The sequence below is a fragment of the Streptomyces sp. JB150 genome (genome assembly GCF_011193355.1).
Taxonomy (GTDB): domain Bacteria; phylum Actinomycetota; class Actinomycetes; order Streptomycetales; family Streptomycetaceae; genus Streptomyces.
On record NZ_CP049780.1, the window covers coordinates 4692436 to 4711176 of the forward strand.

Below are 18741 nucleotides of genomic sequence, written 5' to 3' on the forward strand. Positions count from 1 at the left end.
GAGGCGGGCTGCGAAGCTGTCAAGTTCCAAAAGCGCACCCCCGATATCTGCACCCCGCGCGACCAGTGGGACATCGAGCGCGACACCCCCTGGGGCCGCATGACCTACATCGACTACCGCCACCGGGTGGAGTTCGGCGAGGACGAGTACCGCCAGATCGACGAGTACTGCAAGGAGAAGGGGATCGACTGGTTCGCCTCCCCGTGGGACACCGAGGCCGTCGCCTTCCTGGAGAAGTTCGACGTCCCCGCCCACAAGGTGGCCTCCGCCTCCCTCACCGACGACGAGCTGCTGCGCGCCCTGCGCGCCACCGGCCGCACGATCATCCTCTCCACCGGCATGTCCACGCCGAAGCAGATCCGGCACGCCGTCGAGGTCCTGGGCAGCGACAACATCCTGCTCTGCCACGCCACCTCCACCTACCCGGCCAAGGCCGAGGAGCTGAACCTCCGCGTGATCAACACGCTGGAGAAGGAGTACCCGAACGTCCCGATCGGCTACTCCGGCCACGAGACCGGCCTGCAGACCACCCTCGCCGCCGTCGCCCTCGGCGCCGTCTTCGTCGAGCGCCACATCACCCTCGACCGCGCCATGTGGGGCTCCGACCAGGCCGCCTCCGTCGAGCCGCAGGGCCTGACCCGCCTCGTCCGCGACATCCGCACCATCGAGGCCTCCCTCGGCGACGGCGTGAAGAAGGTCTACGACTCCGAGCTCGGCCCCATGAAGAAGCTGCGCCGCGTCACCGGCGTGGTCGCCGAGGCGGAGATCGCCGCGGCGGCGGGCGAGCCGGTCACGGTGTGAGTCCGGATCACTGACGACGGGACGGTCGTACGCCGATGAGCCCCCGCGCCGGGAGAACCGGCCGCCGCGCAGAAACCCGCGCCCTCGACACCCTCGCCTTCGTCGAGAGTCCGGTACAGCTGCTGAACGTGCTGGAGTGGGCGCACGCCCACGACCCCGGCGCGGGGCTCACCCTGGTGGTCCTGTCGCCCGTCGACCCCATGACCCGCGGCCAGCTGCGCCGCATGGCCGAGCTGGCCCGGCGCGAGGGCCACCAGGTCCGCTGGGAGGAGGCGCGCGGCGGCGCGCTGGCCCCCTTCCAGACGGTCGGCGGGCTGACCGGACCCCTGCGCCGCGCCCGCCGCATCGTCATGGGCGACCCGTTCTCCCGCTACGTCCAGCTGCTGCTGACCATCACCCGCGCCCGTGACCTGGTCGTCGTCGACGACGGCACGGCCACGATGGAGTTCGTCACCCAGCTGGCCCGCGGCGAGCGCCTGGTCCGCTGGCACCGCAAGGGCACCCGCCCCGGCCCGCGCGACCTGGCCTTCGCCCCCGTCTCCTCCTCGGCCCGCCGCCGCCTCACCCCGGCCGCGGACCGCCGCGTGGAGATCTTCTCCTCGATGCCGATCGAGGAGACGCCGGACGGGGTGACCGTCCGGGCCAACGACTTCTCCTGGACCCGGTCCCGCTTCGGCCCGCCCCGCATCACCCGGGGCGCCGACATGGTCGGCACCTCCCTGGTCGAGACCGGCGTCGTCGACGGCGACCGCTACCTGGCCGCCGTCCGCTCCCTCGCACACACCCACGGCGCCGCGCGCTACTTCGCCCACCGCCGCGAGAGCGCGGACAAACTCCACCGGCTGGCCGTGGAGACCGGCCTGGAGGTCGTACGCCCCGACCTGCCGCTGGAGCTGATAGCCCGCCGGGGCCCGATCGGCCGTACGATCCTCAGCTTTCCCTCGACGGTCGTGCACACCCTCCCGCTGGCCCTCGCCGGCACCGAGGTGCGCGTCGCCGTCTGCGACATCGACCCGGCATGGCTCACCAGCACCGCCTCCCCCCGCGCCCAGGGCTTCCTCAAGGGTGTGACGGGCACCGCACGGGACGTGCACCGGCTGTCGGCGGTGCGGGCGGTCTAGGGCGGGAACCCGGCTCGGGACCGTTCCGGTGGGTGAACAGTCGAGCGTGGCTCAGCCAGGGCGTGGTATCCGTGGAGAAGTGGATGGGTCTTGCACCGGCCCGGCCGGTCGTCGGGATCGGCCGAGTCGCGCGAGTTTACCCACCCGACCTGGTACCTATGCGTTCGGCGGCCGATTTTTCTTCCCCTAACGGGTAGAACTTTTGTTGATCTCAGGACAGTTGGCCGTCCGGACGTCCTACCCTTCAGAGGGTGAAGCAATTGATGTCACTGGAGTCCGAGGCCGATCTCCCCGGGGAAGCCATGCTGCCCGGCACCCTGCCGGAGCCGCTGCGCGCTGAGCTGGTCGCGTTCCGCCGCGACCTGCACATGCACCCCGAGCTGGGCAATCAGGAGTTCCGCACCACCAAGGCGATCAAGGCCCGGCTGGAGCGGGCGGGCCTCAAGCCGCGGGTGCTCCCGAGCGGCACCGGCCTCGTCTGTGACATCGGCGCGGACGGCGGCGAGTGGAGCGGCGGCCCCGAGATGCTGGCGATGCGCGCGGACATCGACGCGCTGCCCATCCCGGACGCCAAGACGGAGTGCGCCTACCGCTCCACCGTGCCCGACCGCTGCCACGCCTGCGGCCACGACGTGCACACCACGGTGGTGCTCGGCGCCGGACTCGTTCTCGCCGACCTGCACCGGCAGGGCCTGCTGCCGCGCCCCGTCCGGCTGCTCTTCCAGCCCGCCGAGGAAGTCCTCCCCGGCGGCGCCGCCGACGCCATCGAGAACGGCGGCGTGCTGGACGGGGTGGCCCGGATCATCGCCGTGCACTGCGACCCGCGGGTCGACGCCGGCCGCATCGGGCTGCGCCACGGCGCGATCACCTCCGCCTGCGACCGGCTGGAGATCGCCCTCGACGGCCCCGGCGGCCACACCGCCCGGCCGCACCTGACGACCGACCTGGTCACCGCCGTGGCGCGGGTGGTCACCGACGTCCCGGCGATCATCGCCCGCCGCGTCGACGCGCGCAGCGGCCTCTCCGTCACCTGGGGGCGCATCGAGTCCGGCCACGCGCCGAACGTCATCCCCCAGCACGCGGAGCTGTCCGGTACGGTCCGCTGCCTCGACCTGGAGGCCTGGCGGCAGGCGCCGGACCTGGTGCACGCCGCGATCGACGAGGTCGCCGGGCTGCACCGGGCCAAGTCCGAGATCAACTACGTCCGGGGCGTCCCGCCCGTCGTCAACGATCCCGGCGTCTCCGAACTCCTCCGCGACGCCATGACCGTCCGGCGCGGCATGGACTCCGTCGAGGACACCGAGCAGAGCCTCGGCGGCGAGGACTTCTCCTGGTACCTGGAGCACGTCCCCGGCGCCATGGCCCGCCTCGGCGTCCGCACCCCCGGCGAGCGCACCGTCCGCGACCTGCACCAGGGCGACTTCGACGTCGACGAACACGCCATCACGGTCGGCGTCGAACTCTTCACCGCGGCAGCCCTCCTCGACTCGGGCCACTGACGGCTTCCCGCCCGTACGGGGCTGTGCGGCCTCGGCTGCGTCATCGTCCGCTGTGTTTCCCTCCCACACGGCCCGTGCGGGAGGGGTGGCAGGGTGTGGGTGGCCTCCGTGGGGCGCCTTCACCGTCGGCGGCTTCCCGCACCACCGCGCGGGGTGCGTGGTCGGGAGCGGGTCCGGTGGGCGCCCTCGTTGTGGTGGCTCACCGGTCAGTCCGGGGTGGGTGTGTCTCTCGGGCTGTGGTCGCCTCGGGCGTCGGGCTGCTGATGTGACCGGCTGGCTGGGGGGCGCAGCCCCCAACCGTTCCCCCTCCCCGGAGCCGCAGACGCCGACGGCGGAGGCGCCCCACAGGGGCCACCCGCACCCGGCGACGATTGCCGCACGGGTGGTGCGGGTGGGAAACACCGGGGGGCGATGGCGCAGCCGAGGCGAGACGCAGCGCACCCCACCCCCACCCACCCCACCCCGCTTGTGCCCAGCGCAGCGCCGTTGCAGCCTGGAAGTGCCCCGAGCGCACCTTTCGAGCACGTGGTTCACCTGCACGTAACGACCACCGGCACGAATGGATAACGGCCACAAGGAACCCCGTTCCCTGGAGTGTCTACGCGCGTTAATGTGCGCCGAACCGAGCACCCACTGCGGGGCTTTGGAGAATGGGGAACTTCAGATGCGTCGGATATCCAAACTGACCCGCGTCACGGTGGGCGTCGCGTCCCTCGCCCTCGCCGCCACCGCCTGCGGCGGCACCAGCGGCGAAGGCGGCGGCGACGGCGAGAAGGAGAACCTCGGCCTCGCCATCGCGTACGACATCGGCGGAAAGGGCGACCAGTCGTTCAACGACGCCGCCTTCGCCGGCCTGACCAAGGCCAAGGACGAGTTCACGTACAAGACCGCCGACATCGAGCCCACCGAGGGCGAGACGGACGCCGACAAGGAGCAGCGCCTGGCGTCCCTCGCCAAGCAGGGCTACAACCCGGTGATCGGCGTCGGCTTCGCGTACGGCCCCGCGATGGAGGCCGTGGCGAAGGACTACCCCGACACCACCTTCGGCATCGTCGACTCCGTCGTCGAGGGCGACAACGTCACCTCCCTGGTCTTCGCCGAGGAGCAGGCCTCCTACCTCGCGGGCGTCGCCGCCGCGAAGGCCACCAAGACGAACACCGTCGGTTTCGTCGGCGGCGTGGACATCCCGCTGATCCACAAGTTCGAGGCCGGCTACAAGCAGGGCGTCGAGGACACCAGCGGCGGCAAGGTCAAGGTCCTCTCGCAGTACCTGACCCAGACCGCCGAGGAGGGCGGCTTCTCCAGCCCGGACAAGGGCAAGGCCGCCGCCGAGGGCCAGATCGAGAAGAAGGCGGACGTCGTCTACCAGGCGGCCGGCCTCTCCGGCCAGGGCGTCATCGAGGCCGCCGCCAAGGCCAAGGTCTGGGCGATCGGCGTCGACTCAGACCAGTACCGGCAGGAAGCCCTCGCGGCGTACAAGGACTCCATCCTCACCTCCGCCCTGAAGGACGTCGGCGGCGCGGTCTACGCCCTGGCCAAGTCCGTCGAGGACGGCAAGCCGCTGACCGGCACCCAGACCTTCGACCTGAAGGTGAACGGCGTCGGCCTGTCCGAGAGCAACCCGGAGTACGCCGAGATCCCGGGCCTGAAGGACGCCGTGGAGAAGGCCAAGGAGGGCATCACCGGCGGCCAGATCAAGGTCAGGACCGAGTAACGGCACGCGTCACGGCCGTACCGCCCACCTGAACGGGCGAATCCGGTCGTACCGGCTCGAAGCGGGCGGGCGCCTCATGTGCCCCGCCCGCTTCCCGTGTCCCGCCCAGGTCACCCACCGCCACCCCTTGTTTGCGGTCGGCAAGCCTCGGCCCGCGGCTTCCGTGGCGTTGGCCACGGGCGGATAACAAGGTGGACAGAAGGGGTTTTCAGGCAGGTCTACGCGCGTTAATCTGCGGCGAAGCCAGCGCCGATGCTGAACCTCTCGCGGCGCGTTGTACGACAGGAGCACCACACCATGCGCCGGGTTTCCCGCATCGCGGTCGCAGGCGCAGCGACCGCCTCCCTCGCCCTCGCTCTGTCCGCCTGCGGCGGCACCTCCACGGAGAGCGGCTCGTCCTCCGACAGCGACAAGGGCCTCGCCATCGCCTACGACGTCGGCGGCAAGGGCGACCAGTCCTTCAACGACGCCGCGTACGCGGGCCTGGAGCAGGCGAAGAAGGAGTTCAAGTACGAGACGGCCGACATCGAGCCCACCGAGGGCGAGACGGACGCCGACAAGCAGCAGCGCCTGGAGTCCCTGGCCAAGCAGGGCTACAACCCGGTCGTGGGTGTCGGCTACGCGTACGCCGCCGCCGTCAAGGGCGCCGCCGAGAAGTACCCGGACACCACCTTCGGCATCGTGGACGACTCCACGGTCCAGGCGAAGAACGTCGCCGACCTGGTTTTCTCCGAGGAGCAGGCCTCGTACCTGGCCGGCGTCGCCGCCGCCAAGTCCACCAAGTCCAAGGTCGTGGGCTTCGTCGGCGGTGTCGACATCCCGCTGATCCACAAGTTCCAGGCGGGCTTCGAGCAGGGCGTCAAGGACACCGACCCGAAGGTCAAGGTCCTCTCCCAGTACCTGACCCAGACGGCCGAGGAGGGTGGCTTCTCCAGCCCGGACAAGGGCAAGACGGCCGCCGAGGGCCAGATCGAGAAGAAGGCCGACGTCGTCTACGCGGCCGCCGGCCTGTCCGGCCAGGGCGTGATCGAGGCCGCCGCCGCCAACAAGGTGTGGGCGATCGGTGTCGACTCCGACCAGTACAAGCAGGAAGCCCTCGCCAAGTACAAGGACTCGATCCTCACCTCGGCGATGAAGGACGTCGCCAAGGCGGTCTACAACCTGGCGAAGTCGGTCGAGGACGGTAAGCCGCAGACCGGTATCGTTCGTGGCGATCTGAAGTCCGGCGAGGTGAGCCTGTCGAACTCCAACCCGAAGTTCGCCGGTGACGCCGAGGTCCAGGAAGCCGTCGAGACCGCCAAGGAGAAGATCGTCAGCGGCGAGATCAAGGTCAAGAGCAGCTGATCATCCGCTACACCCTGAGCAGCGTGTAACCACGGGGTCGCGCCCGCTCGACGGGGTACGGGGACCTGCTCCCCGTACCCCGTTGTCGCGGTGCGCCGGTCCCCTTGTATGCCGTAGGGGCGCTACGCGCGTAGACGACCCCCGTCCCCAGGAGAGTGCGCCATCAACGCGTCCAGCAGCCCTCCGGCCGGAGCGGCGGTCAACGGTCAGGCGACCGCCGTCGAACTCGCCGGGATCACCAAGCGATTCCCCGGTGTCGTGGCCAACCACGACATCCACCTCACCGTCCGCAAGGGCACCGTCCACGCCCTCGTCGGCGAGAACGGCGCCGGCAAATCGACCCTGATGAAGATCCTCTACGGCATGCAGAAGCCGGACGAGGGCACCATCGCGATCGACGGCGAGCAGGTCTCCTTCTCGTCCCCGGCCGACGCCATCGCCCGCGGCATCGGCATGGTCCACCAGCACTTCATGCTGGCCGACAACCTGACCGTGCTGGAGAACGTGGTGCTGGGCAGCGAGAAGCTGTACGGCATCGGCGGCAAGGCCCGGCGCAAGATCAAGGAGATCTCCGAGCGCTACGGCCTCGACGTCAAGCCCGACCTGCTGGTCGAGGAACTCGGCGTCGCCGCCCGCCAGCGCGTGGAGATCCTCAAGGTCCTCTACCGCGGCGCCCGCACGCTGATCCTGGACGAGCCGACCGCCGTGCTCGTGCCGCAGGAGGTCGACGCGCTCTTCGCCAACCTGCGCGAGCTGAAGGCCGAGGGCCTGTCGGTCATCTTCATCTCCCACAAGCTGGGCGAGGTCCTGTCGGTCGCCGACGACATCACCGTCATCCGCCGCGGCACGACCGTCGGCACGGCCGTCCCCTCCGAGATCACCCCGCGCCAGCTCGCCGAGATGATGGTCGGCAGCGAGCTGCCCACGCCCGAGACCGCCGAGTCCACGGTCACCGACCGCCCGGTGCTCACCGTCGACAAGCTGCGTCTCGCGGCCCCCGGCGGCAAGGCGATCCTCGACGACATCTCCTTCACCATCCACGCGGGCGAGGTCCTGGGCATCGCCGGCGTCGAGGGCAACGGCCAGACCGAGCTGGTCGACGCCCTGATCGGCCTGCGGCACGCCGACTCCGGCACCATCACCCTGGAGGGTGAGGAGATCACCGCCTGGGCCACCCGCAAGCGCCGCGAGCAGGGCATCGGCTACATCCCCGAGGACCGCCACCGCCACGGCCTGCTCCTGGAGGCCCCCCTCTGGGAGAACCGCATCCTCGGCCACGTCACCGAGCGGCCCAACGCCAAGGGCGTCTGGCTGGACCCGAAGGCGGCCCAGGACGACACCCGCCGCATCGTGACGGAGTACGACGTCCGCACCCCCGGCATCGACGTCACCGCGGCCTCCCTCTCCGGCGGCAACCAGCAGAAGCTGATCGTCGGCCGTGAGATGAGCCACCACCCCAAGTTCCTGATCGCCGCCCACCCCACCCGCGGTGTGGACGTCGGCGCGCAGGCCGCCATCTGGGACCACATCCGCGAGGCCCGCCGCGAAGGCCTGGCCGTGCTGCTGATCTCCGCCGACCTCGACGAGCTGATCGGCCTGTCCGACACCCTCCGGGTGATCTACAACGGCAGGCTCGTCGCGGACGCCGACCCGGCCACCATCACCCCCGAGGAGCTGGGCTCGGCGATGACCGGCGCCGCCACCGGCCACCTGGAACACGAAGAGACCCCCGAGACTCCCGGCCTTCGCACGTCCGGCGAGTCTCCGGAAGACGAGGCCCGCTGATGAAGAAGTTCGACAAGGAGCGCGTGCTCCTCGCGGTGGCCGGGCCGGTCATCGCGCTCGCCGTGGCCTTCGCGCTCAGCGCCATCGTGCTGATCGCCTCCGGCAAGAACCCGGTCGAGCCGTTCGCCGTGATGTTCGAGCAGGCCACGTTCTCCGACATCCAGGTCCGCATCCTGAACCAGGCCACGCTGTACTACATCGCGGCCCTCGCGGTGGCCATCGGCTTCCGGATGAACCTGTTCAACATCGGTGTCGACGGCCAGTACCAGCTCGCCGCCATGATGGCCGCCATCGTCGGCGCCCACGCCAACCTGCCGGCCGCCCTCCAGGTGCCGCTGCTGCTGCTGACCGCGCTGCTCACCGGCGCCTTCTGGTCCGGCATCGCCGGTGTCCTGAAGGTCACCCGGGGCGTCAGCGAGGTGGTCGCGACGATCATGCTCAACGCGATCGCCACCTCCGTCATCGCCTACCTGTGGCTGCCGGACGTCTTCGGCGTCAAGGTCGGCAACAACAACACCACCGGCGAGATGCACTCCTCCGGCTGGATCCCCGGCATCGACCTGGGCAAGTCCGGCGAGATCTACGGCCTGGTCGTCCTCGCCGTGCTGCTCGGCATCGGCTACTGGGTCGTCCTCAACCGCACCCGCTTCGGCTTCGACCTGCGCGCCTCCGGCGCCTCCGAGACCGCGGCCGCGGCCAGCGGCGTCGACCCCAAGCGCATGGTCCTGACCGCCATGCTCATCTCCGGCGCCATCGCCGGCCTCGCGGGCCTGCCCATCCTGATGGGCGACACCCACACCTACAGCCTGAACTTCCCCACCGGCATCGGCTTCCTCGGCATCGGCATCGCCCTGCTCGGCCGCAACAGCCCCGTCGGCATCGCCTTCGCCGCCCTGCTGTGGGCCTGGCTCGACAAGGCCTCGCCCGAGCTGGACTTCCACGGCTACGACAAGGAGATCGCGGTCATCATGCAGGGCCTGATCGTCCTCTCGGTCGTCGTCTCCTACGAGGCCGTCCGCGAGTGGGGCCTGCGCCGCCAGCAGCGCCGGGTCGGCGCGGAGCTGGCCGCCGGTCACGTCCTCGGCGCCGACAACAACACGAAGGAGGCGGCAGGCCGATGACCACCGCGACCGACGTCAACCAGCCCACCCTCCAGCCCACGGCGCCGGCCGGCCGCCGGATGTCGTGGCCCGTGCTGCTGCTGGTCATCGCCGGAGCCCTGGCGCTGACCTCGCTGGTGCGCATCATCACCGGCGCCGACGGCATCACCAACGTCAGCCAGATGTCCACCGCGCTCCAGCTCGCCGTGCCGATCGGCCTCGCCGGCCTCGGCGGCCTGTGGGCCGAGCGCGCGGGCGTCGTCAACATCGGCCTCGAGGGCATGATGATCCTCGGCACCTGGTTCGGTGCCTGGGCGGGCTTCCAGTGGGGCCCGTGGACCGGTGTCCTCGTCGGCATCATCGGCGGCTGCCTCGGCGGCCTGCTGCACGCCTTCGTCACCGTCACCTTCAACGTCAACCACATCGTCTCCGGTGTGGCGATCAACATCCTCGCCCTCGGCGCCACCCGCTACCTGGCCCCGCTCGCCTTCGTCGGCCACCAGGGCGGCTCCGCCAAGCAGTCCCCGGCGGTCGAGCCGCTCGGCCACTTCACCGTGCCGGGCCTGTCCGACGCCCTGCGGGACCTCAACGACAAGGGCTGGTTCCTGATCTCCGACATCGCCGGCCTGCTGGGCGGCCTGGTCACCAACGTGTCCTGGCTGACCCTGATCGCCGTCGCCCTGGTCCCCGCCACCTGGTGGATCCTGTGGCGCACCGCGTTCGGCCTGCGGCTGCGCTCCTGCGGCGAGAACCCGGTCGCGGCCGAGTCCCTCGGCGTGAACGTCCACAAGTACAAGTACCTCGCCGTGATCATCTCCGGCGGCCTGGCCGGCCTCGGCGGCGCCTTCCTGTCCATCGTGGCCAACCCCTTCTACCTGGAGGGCCAGGTCTCCGGCCGCGGCTTCATCGGCCTCGCGGCGATGATCTTCGGCAACTGGATGCCGGGCGGCCTCGCCCTCGGTGCCGGACTGTTCGGCTACACCGACAGCCTCAACCTGCGCGGCGGCTCCGAGAACGTCCACGCCCTGCTGCTGCTCGGCGCCATCCTGCTGCTCGTCGGCGCGATCTGGCTGGCGATCCGCAAGAAGTACGTGCACGCCGTGATCACCCTGGTGGTCGGCGCCCTCGTCTTCGCCTGGTACGCCGGCACCAACGAGGTCCCCAACCAGGTCGTCTCCGCCACGCCGTACGTCATCACGCTGGTCGTCCTCGCCCTGTCGGCGCAGCGCCTGCGGATGCCGAAGGCGGACGGACTGCCGTACCGGAAGGGGCAGGGCAAGTGACCGTCGACTGGGACGCCCTGCGGGAGCTGGCGCGGGAGGCCATGTCCCACGCCTACGCCCCCTACTCGGGCTACCCGGTCGGCGTCGCCGCCCTCGTCGACGACGGCCGCACGGTCTCCGGCTGCAACGTGGAGAACGCCTCCTACGGCCTCGGCCTGTGCGCCGAGTGCGGCCTGGTCTCCGAGCTGCAGCGCACCGGCGGCGGCCGGCTGACCCACTTCACCTGCGTCGACGGCAAGGGCGACATCCTCGTCCCGTGCGGCCGGTGCCGGCAGCTGCTGTACGAGTTCGGCGGCCCCGACCTCCTGCTGGAGACCCCGGAGGGAATCCTCCGCCTCTCCCAGATGCTGCCCCAGGCCTTCGGCCCGGACCATCTCACCAAGTAACTCCCCGCCGCGGCCCCTCTGACCCGACACCCGATCAGAGGGGCCGCGCACTTCCCGGACACGTCCCGGACCATCGGAAGGAAAGCCAGGCATGGACGTCATCTCCGTCATCCGCACCAAGCGGGACCGCGGTGAACTCAGCGACGAGCAGATCGACTGGGTCATCGACGCGTACACCCGCGGGGAGGTCGCCGACGAGCAGATGTCCGCGCTCGCCATGGCGATCCTGCTCAACGGCATGAACCGCCGGGAGATCGCCCGCTGGACCGCCGCGATGATCGCCTCCGGCGAGCGCATGGACTTCTCGTCCCTGTCCCGCCCGACCGCCGACAAGCACTCCACGGGCGGCGTCGGCGACAAGATCACCCTGCCGCTGGCCCCCCTGGTCGCGGCCTGCGGCGCGGCCGTCCCGCAGCTCTCCGGCCGCGGTCTCGGCCACACCGGCGGCACCCTCGACAAGCTGGAGTCGATCCCCGGCTGGCGCGCGCTGCTCTCCAACGAGGAGATGCTGTCGGTCCTGGACAGCACCGGCGCGGTGATCTGCGCGGCGGGCGACGGCCTCGCCCCCGCGGACAAGAAGCTGTACGCGCTCCGCGACGTCACCGGCACGGTCGAGGCGATCCCGCTCATCGCCTCCTCGATCATGTCGAAGAAGATCGCCGAGGGCACGGGCTCCCTGGTCCTGGACGTGAAGGTCGGCTCCGGCGCCTTCATGAAGACGATCGAGGACGCGCGCGAGCTGGCCTCCACGATGGTCGGCCTCGGCACGGACCACGGCGTGAAGACGGTCGCGCTGCTGACCGACATGTCGACCCCGCTCGGCCTCACGGCCGGCAACGCCCTGGAGGTCCGCGAGTCGGTCGAGGTCCTCGCCGGCGGCGGCCCCGCCGACGTGGTCGAGCTGACCATCGCCCTTGCCCGCGAGATGCTCGACGCGGCCGGCGTGAAGGACGCGGACCCCGCGAAGGCGCTGGCCGACGGCTCGGCGATGGACGTCTGGCGCCGCATGATCGCGGCCCAGGGCGGCGACCCGGACGCCCCGCTCCCCACCTCCCGCGAACAGCACGTCGTCAAGGCCCCGTCCGCCGGCGTCCTGACCCGCCTCGACGCCTACGACATCGGCATCGCCGCCTGGCGTCTCGGCGCGGGCCGCGCCCGCAAGGAGGACCCGGTGCAGGCGGCGGCGGGCGTCGAGATGCACGCCAAGCCGGGCGACACGGTCACCAAGGGTCAGCCCCTCCTGACCCTCCACACGGACACCCCCGAGCGCTTCGAGTACGCCCTGGAGGCGGTCCGCGGCTCCTTCGACATCGCCGCCCCCGGCACGGACTTCACCCCGTCCCCGGTGGTGCTGGAACGTATCGCCTGACCTGCGGTTTCCCCTTTCGGGTGAACGGGACCGGTGGACCACCACCGGTCCCGTTCGGCATGCTGGGATCGGTGACGCACCGATAGGAGACCGCCATGAGCGCACTCACCGTCAGCCACGACCCCGAGCAGGGCTGGGACGACCTGGTCCGCTTCTGGGAGGAGATGGAATGGCCTGAGGGCAGCAAGGTGGAGATCATCGAGGGGATCGTCACCGTGTCACCTGCTCCCGCGACCCGCCACAACGTGATCGCGGCTCGCATCCAGCGTCGCCTGTACTCCGTGATCCCCGAGGACTGGGAGATCTTCCAGACGCAGGCCATCGCCGTACCCTCACGGCTGGGCATGCTCATCCCGGACCTGCTGGTGACGCCGGTGCAGGAATGCGCGGAGACGGATTCGCACATCCCTGCCGCCCTCGCAGAACTCGTCGTCGAGGTGACCTCGAAGTCGAACGCCCGCCACGACCGCGTCAGCAAGCCCGCCGCCTACGCGACGGCCGGTATCCCGCTCTACCTCCTCGTCGACCGCTGGGCCCCTGGCGGCCCCACCGTCACGCTCTACGGCGAGCCGAAGGGGGACGTCTACCGCGTCCTGAGCGCGGTGAAGTTCGGCGACCCGATCAAGCTGCCCGAGCCGTTCGATCTGACCCTCGACACCGGCGAGTTCCCCACCAACTGACCCGCCCTCACCCCAACACCGCCGCCACCACCACCAACCCCGGCACCGACACCACCGTCGACAGCAGGATCGCCTCGCGGGCCAGCACCTCGCCCACCCGGTAGGTGCTCGCGTACGTGTACAGGTTCTGCGCGGCGGGCAGGGCCGAGGTCACCACCACGTCGAGCAGGGCCGCGCCCCGCAGCCCGAAGACCCCCGCTCCCAGGGCCCAGGCGACCACCGGCATGGCCACAGTCTTGAGTCCCACGGCCAGCAGCACCGGCCCCCTCTCCTCGCCCCGCAGCGGCAGCGTGCTGCCCCGCAGGGAGATGCCGAAGGCCAGCAGCACCGCCGGGACGGACATGTTGCCGATCAGGGTCAGCGGGTCCATGACCGGCCCGGGCACCGGGACGCCCGCCGCCGACACCGCCACCCCCGCCAGCGAACCCACCGCGATCGGATTGCGCAGCGGAGTCAGCAGCCGCTGCCACAGGGGCCGCTGCGCCCCGCCCGACGCGAGATCGAGGATCGTCACCGCGACCGGCGTCACCCCGACGAGCTGGAACAGCAGCACGGGCGCCACCAGGGAGGCGTCACCGAGGACGTACACCGCGATCGGGATGCCGAGGTTGCCGGAGTTGACGTACCCGGCGCACAGCGCGCCGATCGTCGTACGCCCCACCCCCCAGTGGCGTACGACCCCCACCGCCACGAACGCCGCCGCCATCGCCGCCGTGCTGAGCGCGGTCACGAGCAGCCGGTTGGAGAACACCACCGACAGGTCCGCCCCCGCGAGCGTGGTGAACAGCAGCGCGGGGGACGCCACGTGGAAGGCGAGCTTGGTCAGCACCTCCCGGCCCTGCTCGCCGAGGTAGCCGCGCCGGCCTATCGCGTAGCCCACGACGATCACCACCGCGATCACCGCGAACCCGCTCAGCACCCCCTGCACGGCGCCCCCTCGGTGCGGCGGAGCGGCGGACGGCCGGGGCGGCGGCGCGAGGATGATCGATGGGGCATGCACGCAACCCTGGTCACCGTGCCCGTCCCGGTCAATGTGACGCCGACGACCTGACGCGGCGACGCGTCACGATGAGTTCCGCCCGCCCGCCCGGTCTACCGCACGTGGACGCCATGACACCCGCGGAACTCGTGCTGGCCGGACCCGTCACCCGGGACGAGGTGAGGGGCCTGTGCGAGGACGTGCGCGCCCTGCTGGAGGACGGCGGGGCGTCGGTCGTGGTGTGCGACGTCGGCGGGCTCGGACCACCCGGGCTCGCCGTGGTCGATCTGCTCGCCCGGCTCCAACTGGCGGCCCGGCGGGCCGGCGGGCACATCCGGCTGCGGGACCCGGACCCCGCGCTACCCGCCCTTCTCGACCTGGTCGGTCTCCGCTTCGAGGTGGAGGGGCAGCCCGAACAGCGGGAACCACCGCTTGGTGTCCAGGAAGAAATGGAACCCGGTGATCCGGCCGTCTGACATCTCCAGCACCTGCACCGCCCACGGGACGAAGCCGCCGCCCTCCGGGTCCGGCTTGTAGTGCGCGAAGCCCGGCAGCCCGTTCACCTCGACGGGCCGCAGCCGCGAGCCCGCGCAGGCGGAGCCGAGGGTGGTCATGAAGCCGGTGATGTCCCCCGGGCCGCGCAGCCACAGGTCGAACGGCGGCATCGTCATCACGGCGTCCTCGTGCAGCAACGCCGTCAGCGCCGTCATGTCATAGCCCTCGAAGGCCGCGACATAGCGCTCCAGGAGCTTCTTCTGCTCCTCGTCCAGCGGGTCGGCGACGGCCGCGTCGGCGCCCGGCTCGGCGCGCTCGGCGAGCGTCGCGCGGGCCCGCTGCAGGGCGCTGTTGACGGAGGCGACCGAGGTACCGAGCAGCTCGGCGACCTCGCTCGCCTTCCATGCCAGCACCTCGCGCAGGATCAGCACCGCCCGCTGCTTGGCCGGCAGCCGCTGGAGCGCCGCCATGAACGCGAGCCGCACCGACTCCTTGGCGACCGCCGCCTCCGCCGGGTCCGCGGTGGCCGGCAGCACCCGCGCGTCCGGCATCGGCTCCAGCCAGGTGTGGTCCGGGCGGGGGGAGAGGGCCGCCCGGGCGAGCGGGGTCGCCTCGGTCAGGTCCATCGGCCGGGCCCGCTTGTTGCCCGCCGTCAGCATGTCCAGACAGACGTTGGTCGCGATCCGGTAGAGCCAGGAGCGGAGGCTGGAGCGGCCTTCGAACTTCTCGTGGCTGCGCCAGGCGCGGACCATGGTGTCCTGGACCGCGTCCTCGGCCTCGAAGGAGGAGCCGAGCATGCGGTAGCAGTAGCCGGTCAGTTCGACGCGGTATTTCTCCAGTTCGACGTCGAGGTCCGTTGTCGCCGTGGTGTCGCTCATCGTCCACCCACCCCATGTGGCCGTTCCGTGCCGCGCCTTCGCGCCCCAGCACCTCGGAAGCTACCGCAGCCCACTGACAACGGCCCCCGGAGCGGGAAGAGCCGCAGGTGGAGGGGGTTCCGGAGGGCGCCGCCCGCCGGGGACCGGGGCGGCGCCCGGACCCGGTCAGGCGGCCCGGGTGACCACCCGGGACCGGCCGCGCGCCGCCGCCAGCGAGCCGAGCACGGTGATGCCGACGACCCCGGCCACCGCCAGCAGCCCGACCCCGACCGTCCCCGCCCAGCCGCCCGCGTGGAAGGCCACCGCGCCCGCCGTGCTGCCCGCGCTGGAGCCGACGTAGTACGCCGACTGGTACAGCGCCGAGGCCTGCGCCCGCCCGTGCGTCGCGGTCTTGCTGACCGCCGAGGACGCCACCGCGTGGCCCGCGAAGAAGCCCGCCGTGATCAGCACCAGGCCCAGCAGCACCAGCGGCAGCGAGTCCGCCAGCGACAGCAGCAGGCCCGCCGCGGTGGTGGAGCCGCCCAGGTAGAGCGCGCCGCGCCGCCCGAGCCGGCCGACCAGCCGCCCCGCCGCCGACGCCGACACCGTGCCCACCAGGTACACCAGGAAGACCGAGCCGACGACGCCCTGCGGCAGCGAGAACGGCGCGTCCGTCAGCCGGTAGCCGATCACCGTGTAAACCCCGCCGAAGACGGTCATGAACAGCGCGCCGATCGCGTACAGCCGGCGCAGCAGCGGGTTCGCGAGGTGGTCGCGGACCGTGCGGGCCAGCACCCGCGGGCGCAGCGAAGCCCGCGTGAAGTGCCGGGGCGCCGGCAGCAGCAGCCGGAAGGCGGCCGCGCAGCCCACCGCGACCAGGCCCAGCGCGCCGAGCGCGACCCGCCAGCCCCATTCCTGCGCGACCCAGCCGGTGATGACCCGGCCGCTCATCCCGCCGACGCTGTTGCCCGCCACGAACAGACCGATCGCGGTGATCAGCGCCCGGGGCCGGACCTCCTCCGCCAGATACGCCGTCGCCGACGCGGGCACCCCGGCCAGCGCCGCGCCCTGCACCGCGCGCAGCACGACCAGCGCGGTCAGCGAGGACGCGAACGGCACCAGCAGCGCGACGATCACGGCCACCGCCAGGGACGCCGTCATGACCGTACGGCGTCCGAACCGCTCGGACAGCGCGCTCATCGGGATGACGAAGAGGGCGAGCCCGCCGGTGGCGGCCGCCACGGTCCAGCTCGCCTCGCTCGCGCTCACCCCGAAGTCACCGGAGATCAGCGGCAGCAGGGCCTGGGTGGAGTACAGCAGCGCGAAGGTCGCCACGCCCGCGAGGAAGAGGGCGAAGCTCATCCGGCGGTAGCCAGGCCCGCCCGGGGCCATACGTGAGTCGGGAACGGTCGATGCGGCGCCCACGGTGGTGGACGCCCCGGTACTGGCGGGAGACATGCTTCGAACGTACGGACCCCCACGCTCATCCGTCCAATGCATGGATTCGCCATAATCGTTCCCATGGCGCATCAGCAGAGGTCACAGGGGCACCTGTCACAGTCCGGTGACACAGAAGACATGGCGATGACGCTCGCCCCACGCCTCGCGTACTTCGCGGGCGTCGCCCGCACCGAGCACGTCACCCGCGCCGCGCGGGAGATGAACGTCCCGCAGTCGACGCTCTCGCGGGCCATGGTCCGGCTCGAACAGGACCTCGGCGTCGAGCTGTTCGCCCGCCGCGGCCGGACCGTCGCCCTCACCCCCGCCGGCCGCACCTTCCTCACCTCCGTCGAGCGCGCCCTCGCGGAGATCGAGCGCGCCGCCGAGGAGGTCCGCGCCGACGCCGACCCCACCACCGGCAAGGTCGCCTTCGGCTTCCTGCACACGATGGGCACGGAGACCGTCCCCGGCCTGATCCGCGCCTTCCGCGCCGACCACCCGCGCGTGCGCTTCGCCCTCGTGCAGAACTACGGCGAGGCCATGATCGAGCGCATGCGCGCCGGCGAACTCGACCTCTGCCTGACCTCGCCGGTCCCCGACGCCCCCGACCTGGTCGCGCGCCGCCTGGACGAACAGAAGCTCCGCCTCGTCGTCCCCGCCGACCACCGCCTGGCCACCCGCAGACGCGTCCGCCTCGCCGAGGCCGCCGACGAGTCCTTCGTCACCCTGGAGCCCGGCTACGGGCTGCGCCGCATCACCGACGCCCTGTGCGCCGAGGCCGGCTTCCGCCCGAAGGTCGCCTTCGAGGGCGAGGAGGCCGAGACCCTGCGGGGCCTGGTCGCCGCGGGCCTGGGCGTCGCCCTGCTGCCCCCGCCCGCCGTCCCCCGCCCCGGAGTGGCGGAACTGACGGTCACGGCCCCCAGAGCCGTACGGGAGATCGGCGTCGCCTGGATGGCGGGCGGCGTGGACACCCCTCCGGTCGCGGCCTTCAAGAAGTTCCTGCTCTCCCGCAAGGGCAACCTCCTGAACTGACGGCGGCCGTCCTTCCTCGGGGGAGCGGGGAACCGCGCGAGAAACCACCCCCACCCGCACCCGCGGGACGACGGGCACCCTCAGCGGCGCCGCAGTGACGTCCCGAACCCGGCAGCCAGCGGCATCCGCAGCCCCAGCGGCGGCGGAGCCGCCAGCGCGTCCTCCACCGGCCGCGACAACGGCCGCCCGAACATCGCGCCCATCACGAAGTCCTCCACCAGCGCCCCCACTTCCTCCCGGTGCTGCCGCAACCGGTGCCGGTCGGAGTGCACTTCGAACCGGCACACCTCCCGGTTCACCTTCTTCAGCCGCGCCGCCAGCCGGAACGACAGCTCCGGATCGGTCCGCTCGTCGTTCGTGCCGTGCACCATCAGCACCCGCCGCCCCGCGAGCTGTTTCACCGGTTCGGGTGGCACCGCGACATCGTCCTCCGGCAGCCAGGGAGCGATCGCCACCACCGAGTTGACGGCCTCGTGCCCGCCCGCGCGCAGCGCCGCCCGCGCGCCCATGTCGACGCCGGTGAGACACACCGGCACGTCCCCGTACCGCCGGACGATCTCGTCCACGGCCCAGGACGCGTCGCTCGCCAGCCGCGCGTCGCCGCCGTTCCAGCCGCGATAGCGGTAGTGCACGACGTGGACGGCGAGGCCGTCGCCGCCGCCCGCCCGGGTCAGCCGCCGCCCCAACGCCCGTACCGACGCGGCCGCCAGGAGTGCGGACGGTCTGCGGTCGGAGGTCTCCTCGCCGCCGGGGAGCAGCAGTACCACACCGCTCACCGCGGTCGGCTCCGGACCGAACGCCCGCCCCAGCCGGGCCCTGCGAACCGCCGTCGCTTGCTGTGCCATGACAGAACAGT

Annotated in this window: 17 protein-coding genes; 13 read left to right on the forward strand and 4 right to left on the reverse strand. The window is 71.6% G+C overall.

What is annotated here, in order from left to right:
• From G7Z13_RS21895 to G7Z13_RS21945, 11 genes are all read left to right on the forward strand, one after another.
• A partial coding sequence (locus tag G7Z13_RS21895; RefSeq protein ID WP_166001839.1) for an N-acetylneuraminate synthase family protein occupies positions 1–801 on the forward strand: 801 nt, incomplete at its 5' end.
• A 35-nt stretch (positions 802–836) separates the two neighbouring features.
• The gene (locus G7Z13_RS21900) at positions 837–1922 is read left to right on the forward strand and encodes a hypothetical protein (RefSeq protein ID WP_166001841.1); all 1086 of its coding nucleotides are present in this window, start codon (positions 837–839) and stop codon (positions 1920–1922) included.
• A 263-nt stretch (positions 1923–2185) separates the two neighbouring features.
• Complete coding sequence (locus G7Z13_RS21905; RefSeq protein WP_166005190.1) at positions 2186–3421, forward strand: M20 family metallopeptidase; 1236 nt, start codon at positions 2186–2188, stop codon at positions 3419–3421.
• Between the two features lie 664 nt (positions 3422–4085).
• Entirely contained in the window at positions 4086–5135 is a 1050-nt protein-coding gene (locus G7Z13_RS21910) for a BMP family ABC transporter substrate-binding protein (RefSeq protein WP_166001843.1), read from the forward strand.
• 297 nt (positions 5136–5432) lie between these two features.
• Positions 5433–6479 (forward strand): BMP family ABC transporter substrate-binding protein, encoded by a 1047-nt coding sequence (locus G7Z13_RS21915; RefSeq protein ID WP_166001845.1) that lies wholly within the window; start codon positions 5433–5435, stop codon positions 6477–6479.
• A gap of 162 nt (positions 6480–6641) precedes the next feature.
• A complete protein-coding gene (locus G7Z13_RS21920) occupies positions 6642–8264 on the forward strand; it encodes an ABC transporter ATP-binding protein (RefSeq protein WP_166005192.1) in 1623 nt (540 codons plus the stop codon).
• On the forward strand, positions 8264–9385 hold the full coding sequence (locus G7Z13_RS21925) for an ABC transporter permease (RefSeq protein WP_166001847.1): 1122 nt from the start codon (positions 8264–8266) through the stop codon (positions 9383–9385). Before G7Z13_RS21920 ends, G7Z13_RS21925 begins: the two co-directional genes overlap by 1 nt.
• On the forward strand, positions 9382–10647 hold the full coding sequence (locus tag G7Z13_RS21930; RefSeq protein WP_166001849.1) for an ABC transporter permease: 1266 nt from the start codon (positions 9382–9384) through the stop codon (positions 10645–10647). The genes G7Z13_RS21925 and G7Z13_RS21930 overlap by 4 nt, the downstream gene beginning before the upstream one ends.
• Positions 10644–11033: a cytidine deaminase gene (locus G7Z13_RS21935; protein ID WP_166001851.1), complete on the forward strand. Its 390-nt coding sequence runs from the start codon at positions 10644–10646 to the stop codon at positions 11031–11033. Before G7Z13_RS21930 ends, G7Z13_RS21935 begins: the two co-directional genes overlap by 4 nt.
• 91 nt (positions 11034–11124) lie before the next feature.
• Positions 11125–12402, forward strand: a complete 1278-nt coding sequence (locus tag G7Z13_RS21940) for a thymidine phosphorylase (protein ID WP_166001853.1) — start codon at positions 11125–11127, stop codon at positions 12400–12402.
• 95 nt (positions 12403–12497) lie between these two features.
• The gene (locus tag G7Z13_RS21945) at positions 12498–13082 is read left to right on the forward strand and encodes a Uma2 family endonuclease (RefSeq protein ID WP_166001855.1); all 585 of its coding nucleotides are present in this window, start codon (positions 12498–12500) and stop codon (positions 13080–13082) included.
• A 7-nt stretch (positions 13083–13089) separates the two neighbouring features.
• Here G7Z13_RS21945 and G7Z13_RS21950 read toward each other — a convergent pair whose 3' ends face one another.
• Positions 13090–14010, reverse strand: a complete 921-nt coding sequence (locus G7Z13_RS21950) for an AEC family transporter (RefSeq protein ID WP_166001858.1) — start codon at positions 14008–14010, stop codon at positions 13090–13092.
• Between the two features lie 140 nt (positions 14011–14150).
• Between G7Z13_RS21950 and G7Z13_RS21955 the strand changes: the two genes are divergently transcribed.
• Positions 14151–14537 carry an STAS domain-containing protein gene (locus tag G7Z13_RS21955; RefSeq protein WP_166001860.1) on the forward strand — a complete coding sequence of 129 codons (387 nt, stop codon included), beginning with the start codon at positions 14151–14153 and terminating at the stop codon, positions 14535–14537.
• Here the strand turns inward: G7Z13_RS21955 and G7Z13_RS21960 are convergent.
• Together G7Z13_RS21960 and G7Z13_RS21965 are read right to left on the reverse strand one after the other, a co-directional pair.
• Positions 14421–15434 carry a sigma-70 family RNA polymerase sigma factor gene (locus G7Z13_RS21960; protein WP_166001862.1) on the reverse strand — a complete coding sequence of 338 codons (1014 nt, stop codon included), beginning with the start codon at positions 15432–15434 and terminating at the stop codon, positions 14421–14423. The genes G7Z13_RS21955 and G7Z13_RS21960 overlap by 117 nt on opposite strands.
• A gap of 165 nt (positions 15435–15599) precedes the next feature.
• A complete protein-coding gene (locus G7Z13_RS21965) occupies positions 15600–16871 on the reverse strand; it encodes an MFS transporter (RefSeq protein ID WP_166001865.1) in 1272 nt (423 codons plus the stop codon).
• A 63-nt stretch (positions 16872–16934) separates the two neighbouring features.
• Here G7Z13_RS21965 and G7Z13_RS21970 point away from each other — a divergent pair, with 63 nt between their 5' ends.
• Positions 16935–17885: a LysR family transcriptional regulator gene (locus tag G7Z13_RS21970; RefSeq protein ID WP_166001867.1), complete on the forward strand. Its 951-nt coding sequence runs from the start codon at positions 16935–16937 to the stop codon at positions 17883–17885.
• Positions 17886–17965: 80 nt separating this feature from the next.
• Here the strand turns inward: G7Z13_RS21970 and G7Z13_RS21975 are convergent, their stop codons facing one another.
• On the reverse strand, positions 17966–18730 hold the full coding sequence (locus G7Z13_RS21975; protein WP_166001869.1) for an alpha/beta hydrolase: 765 nt from the start codon (positions 18728–18730) through the stop codon (positions 17966–17968).
• Positions 18731–18741: the final 11 nt, after the last annotated feature.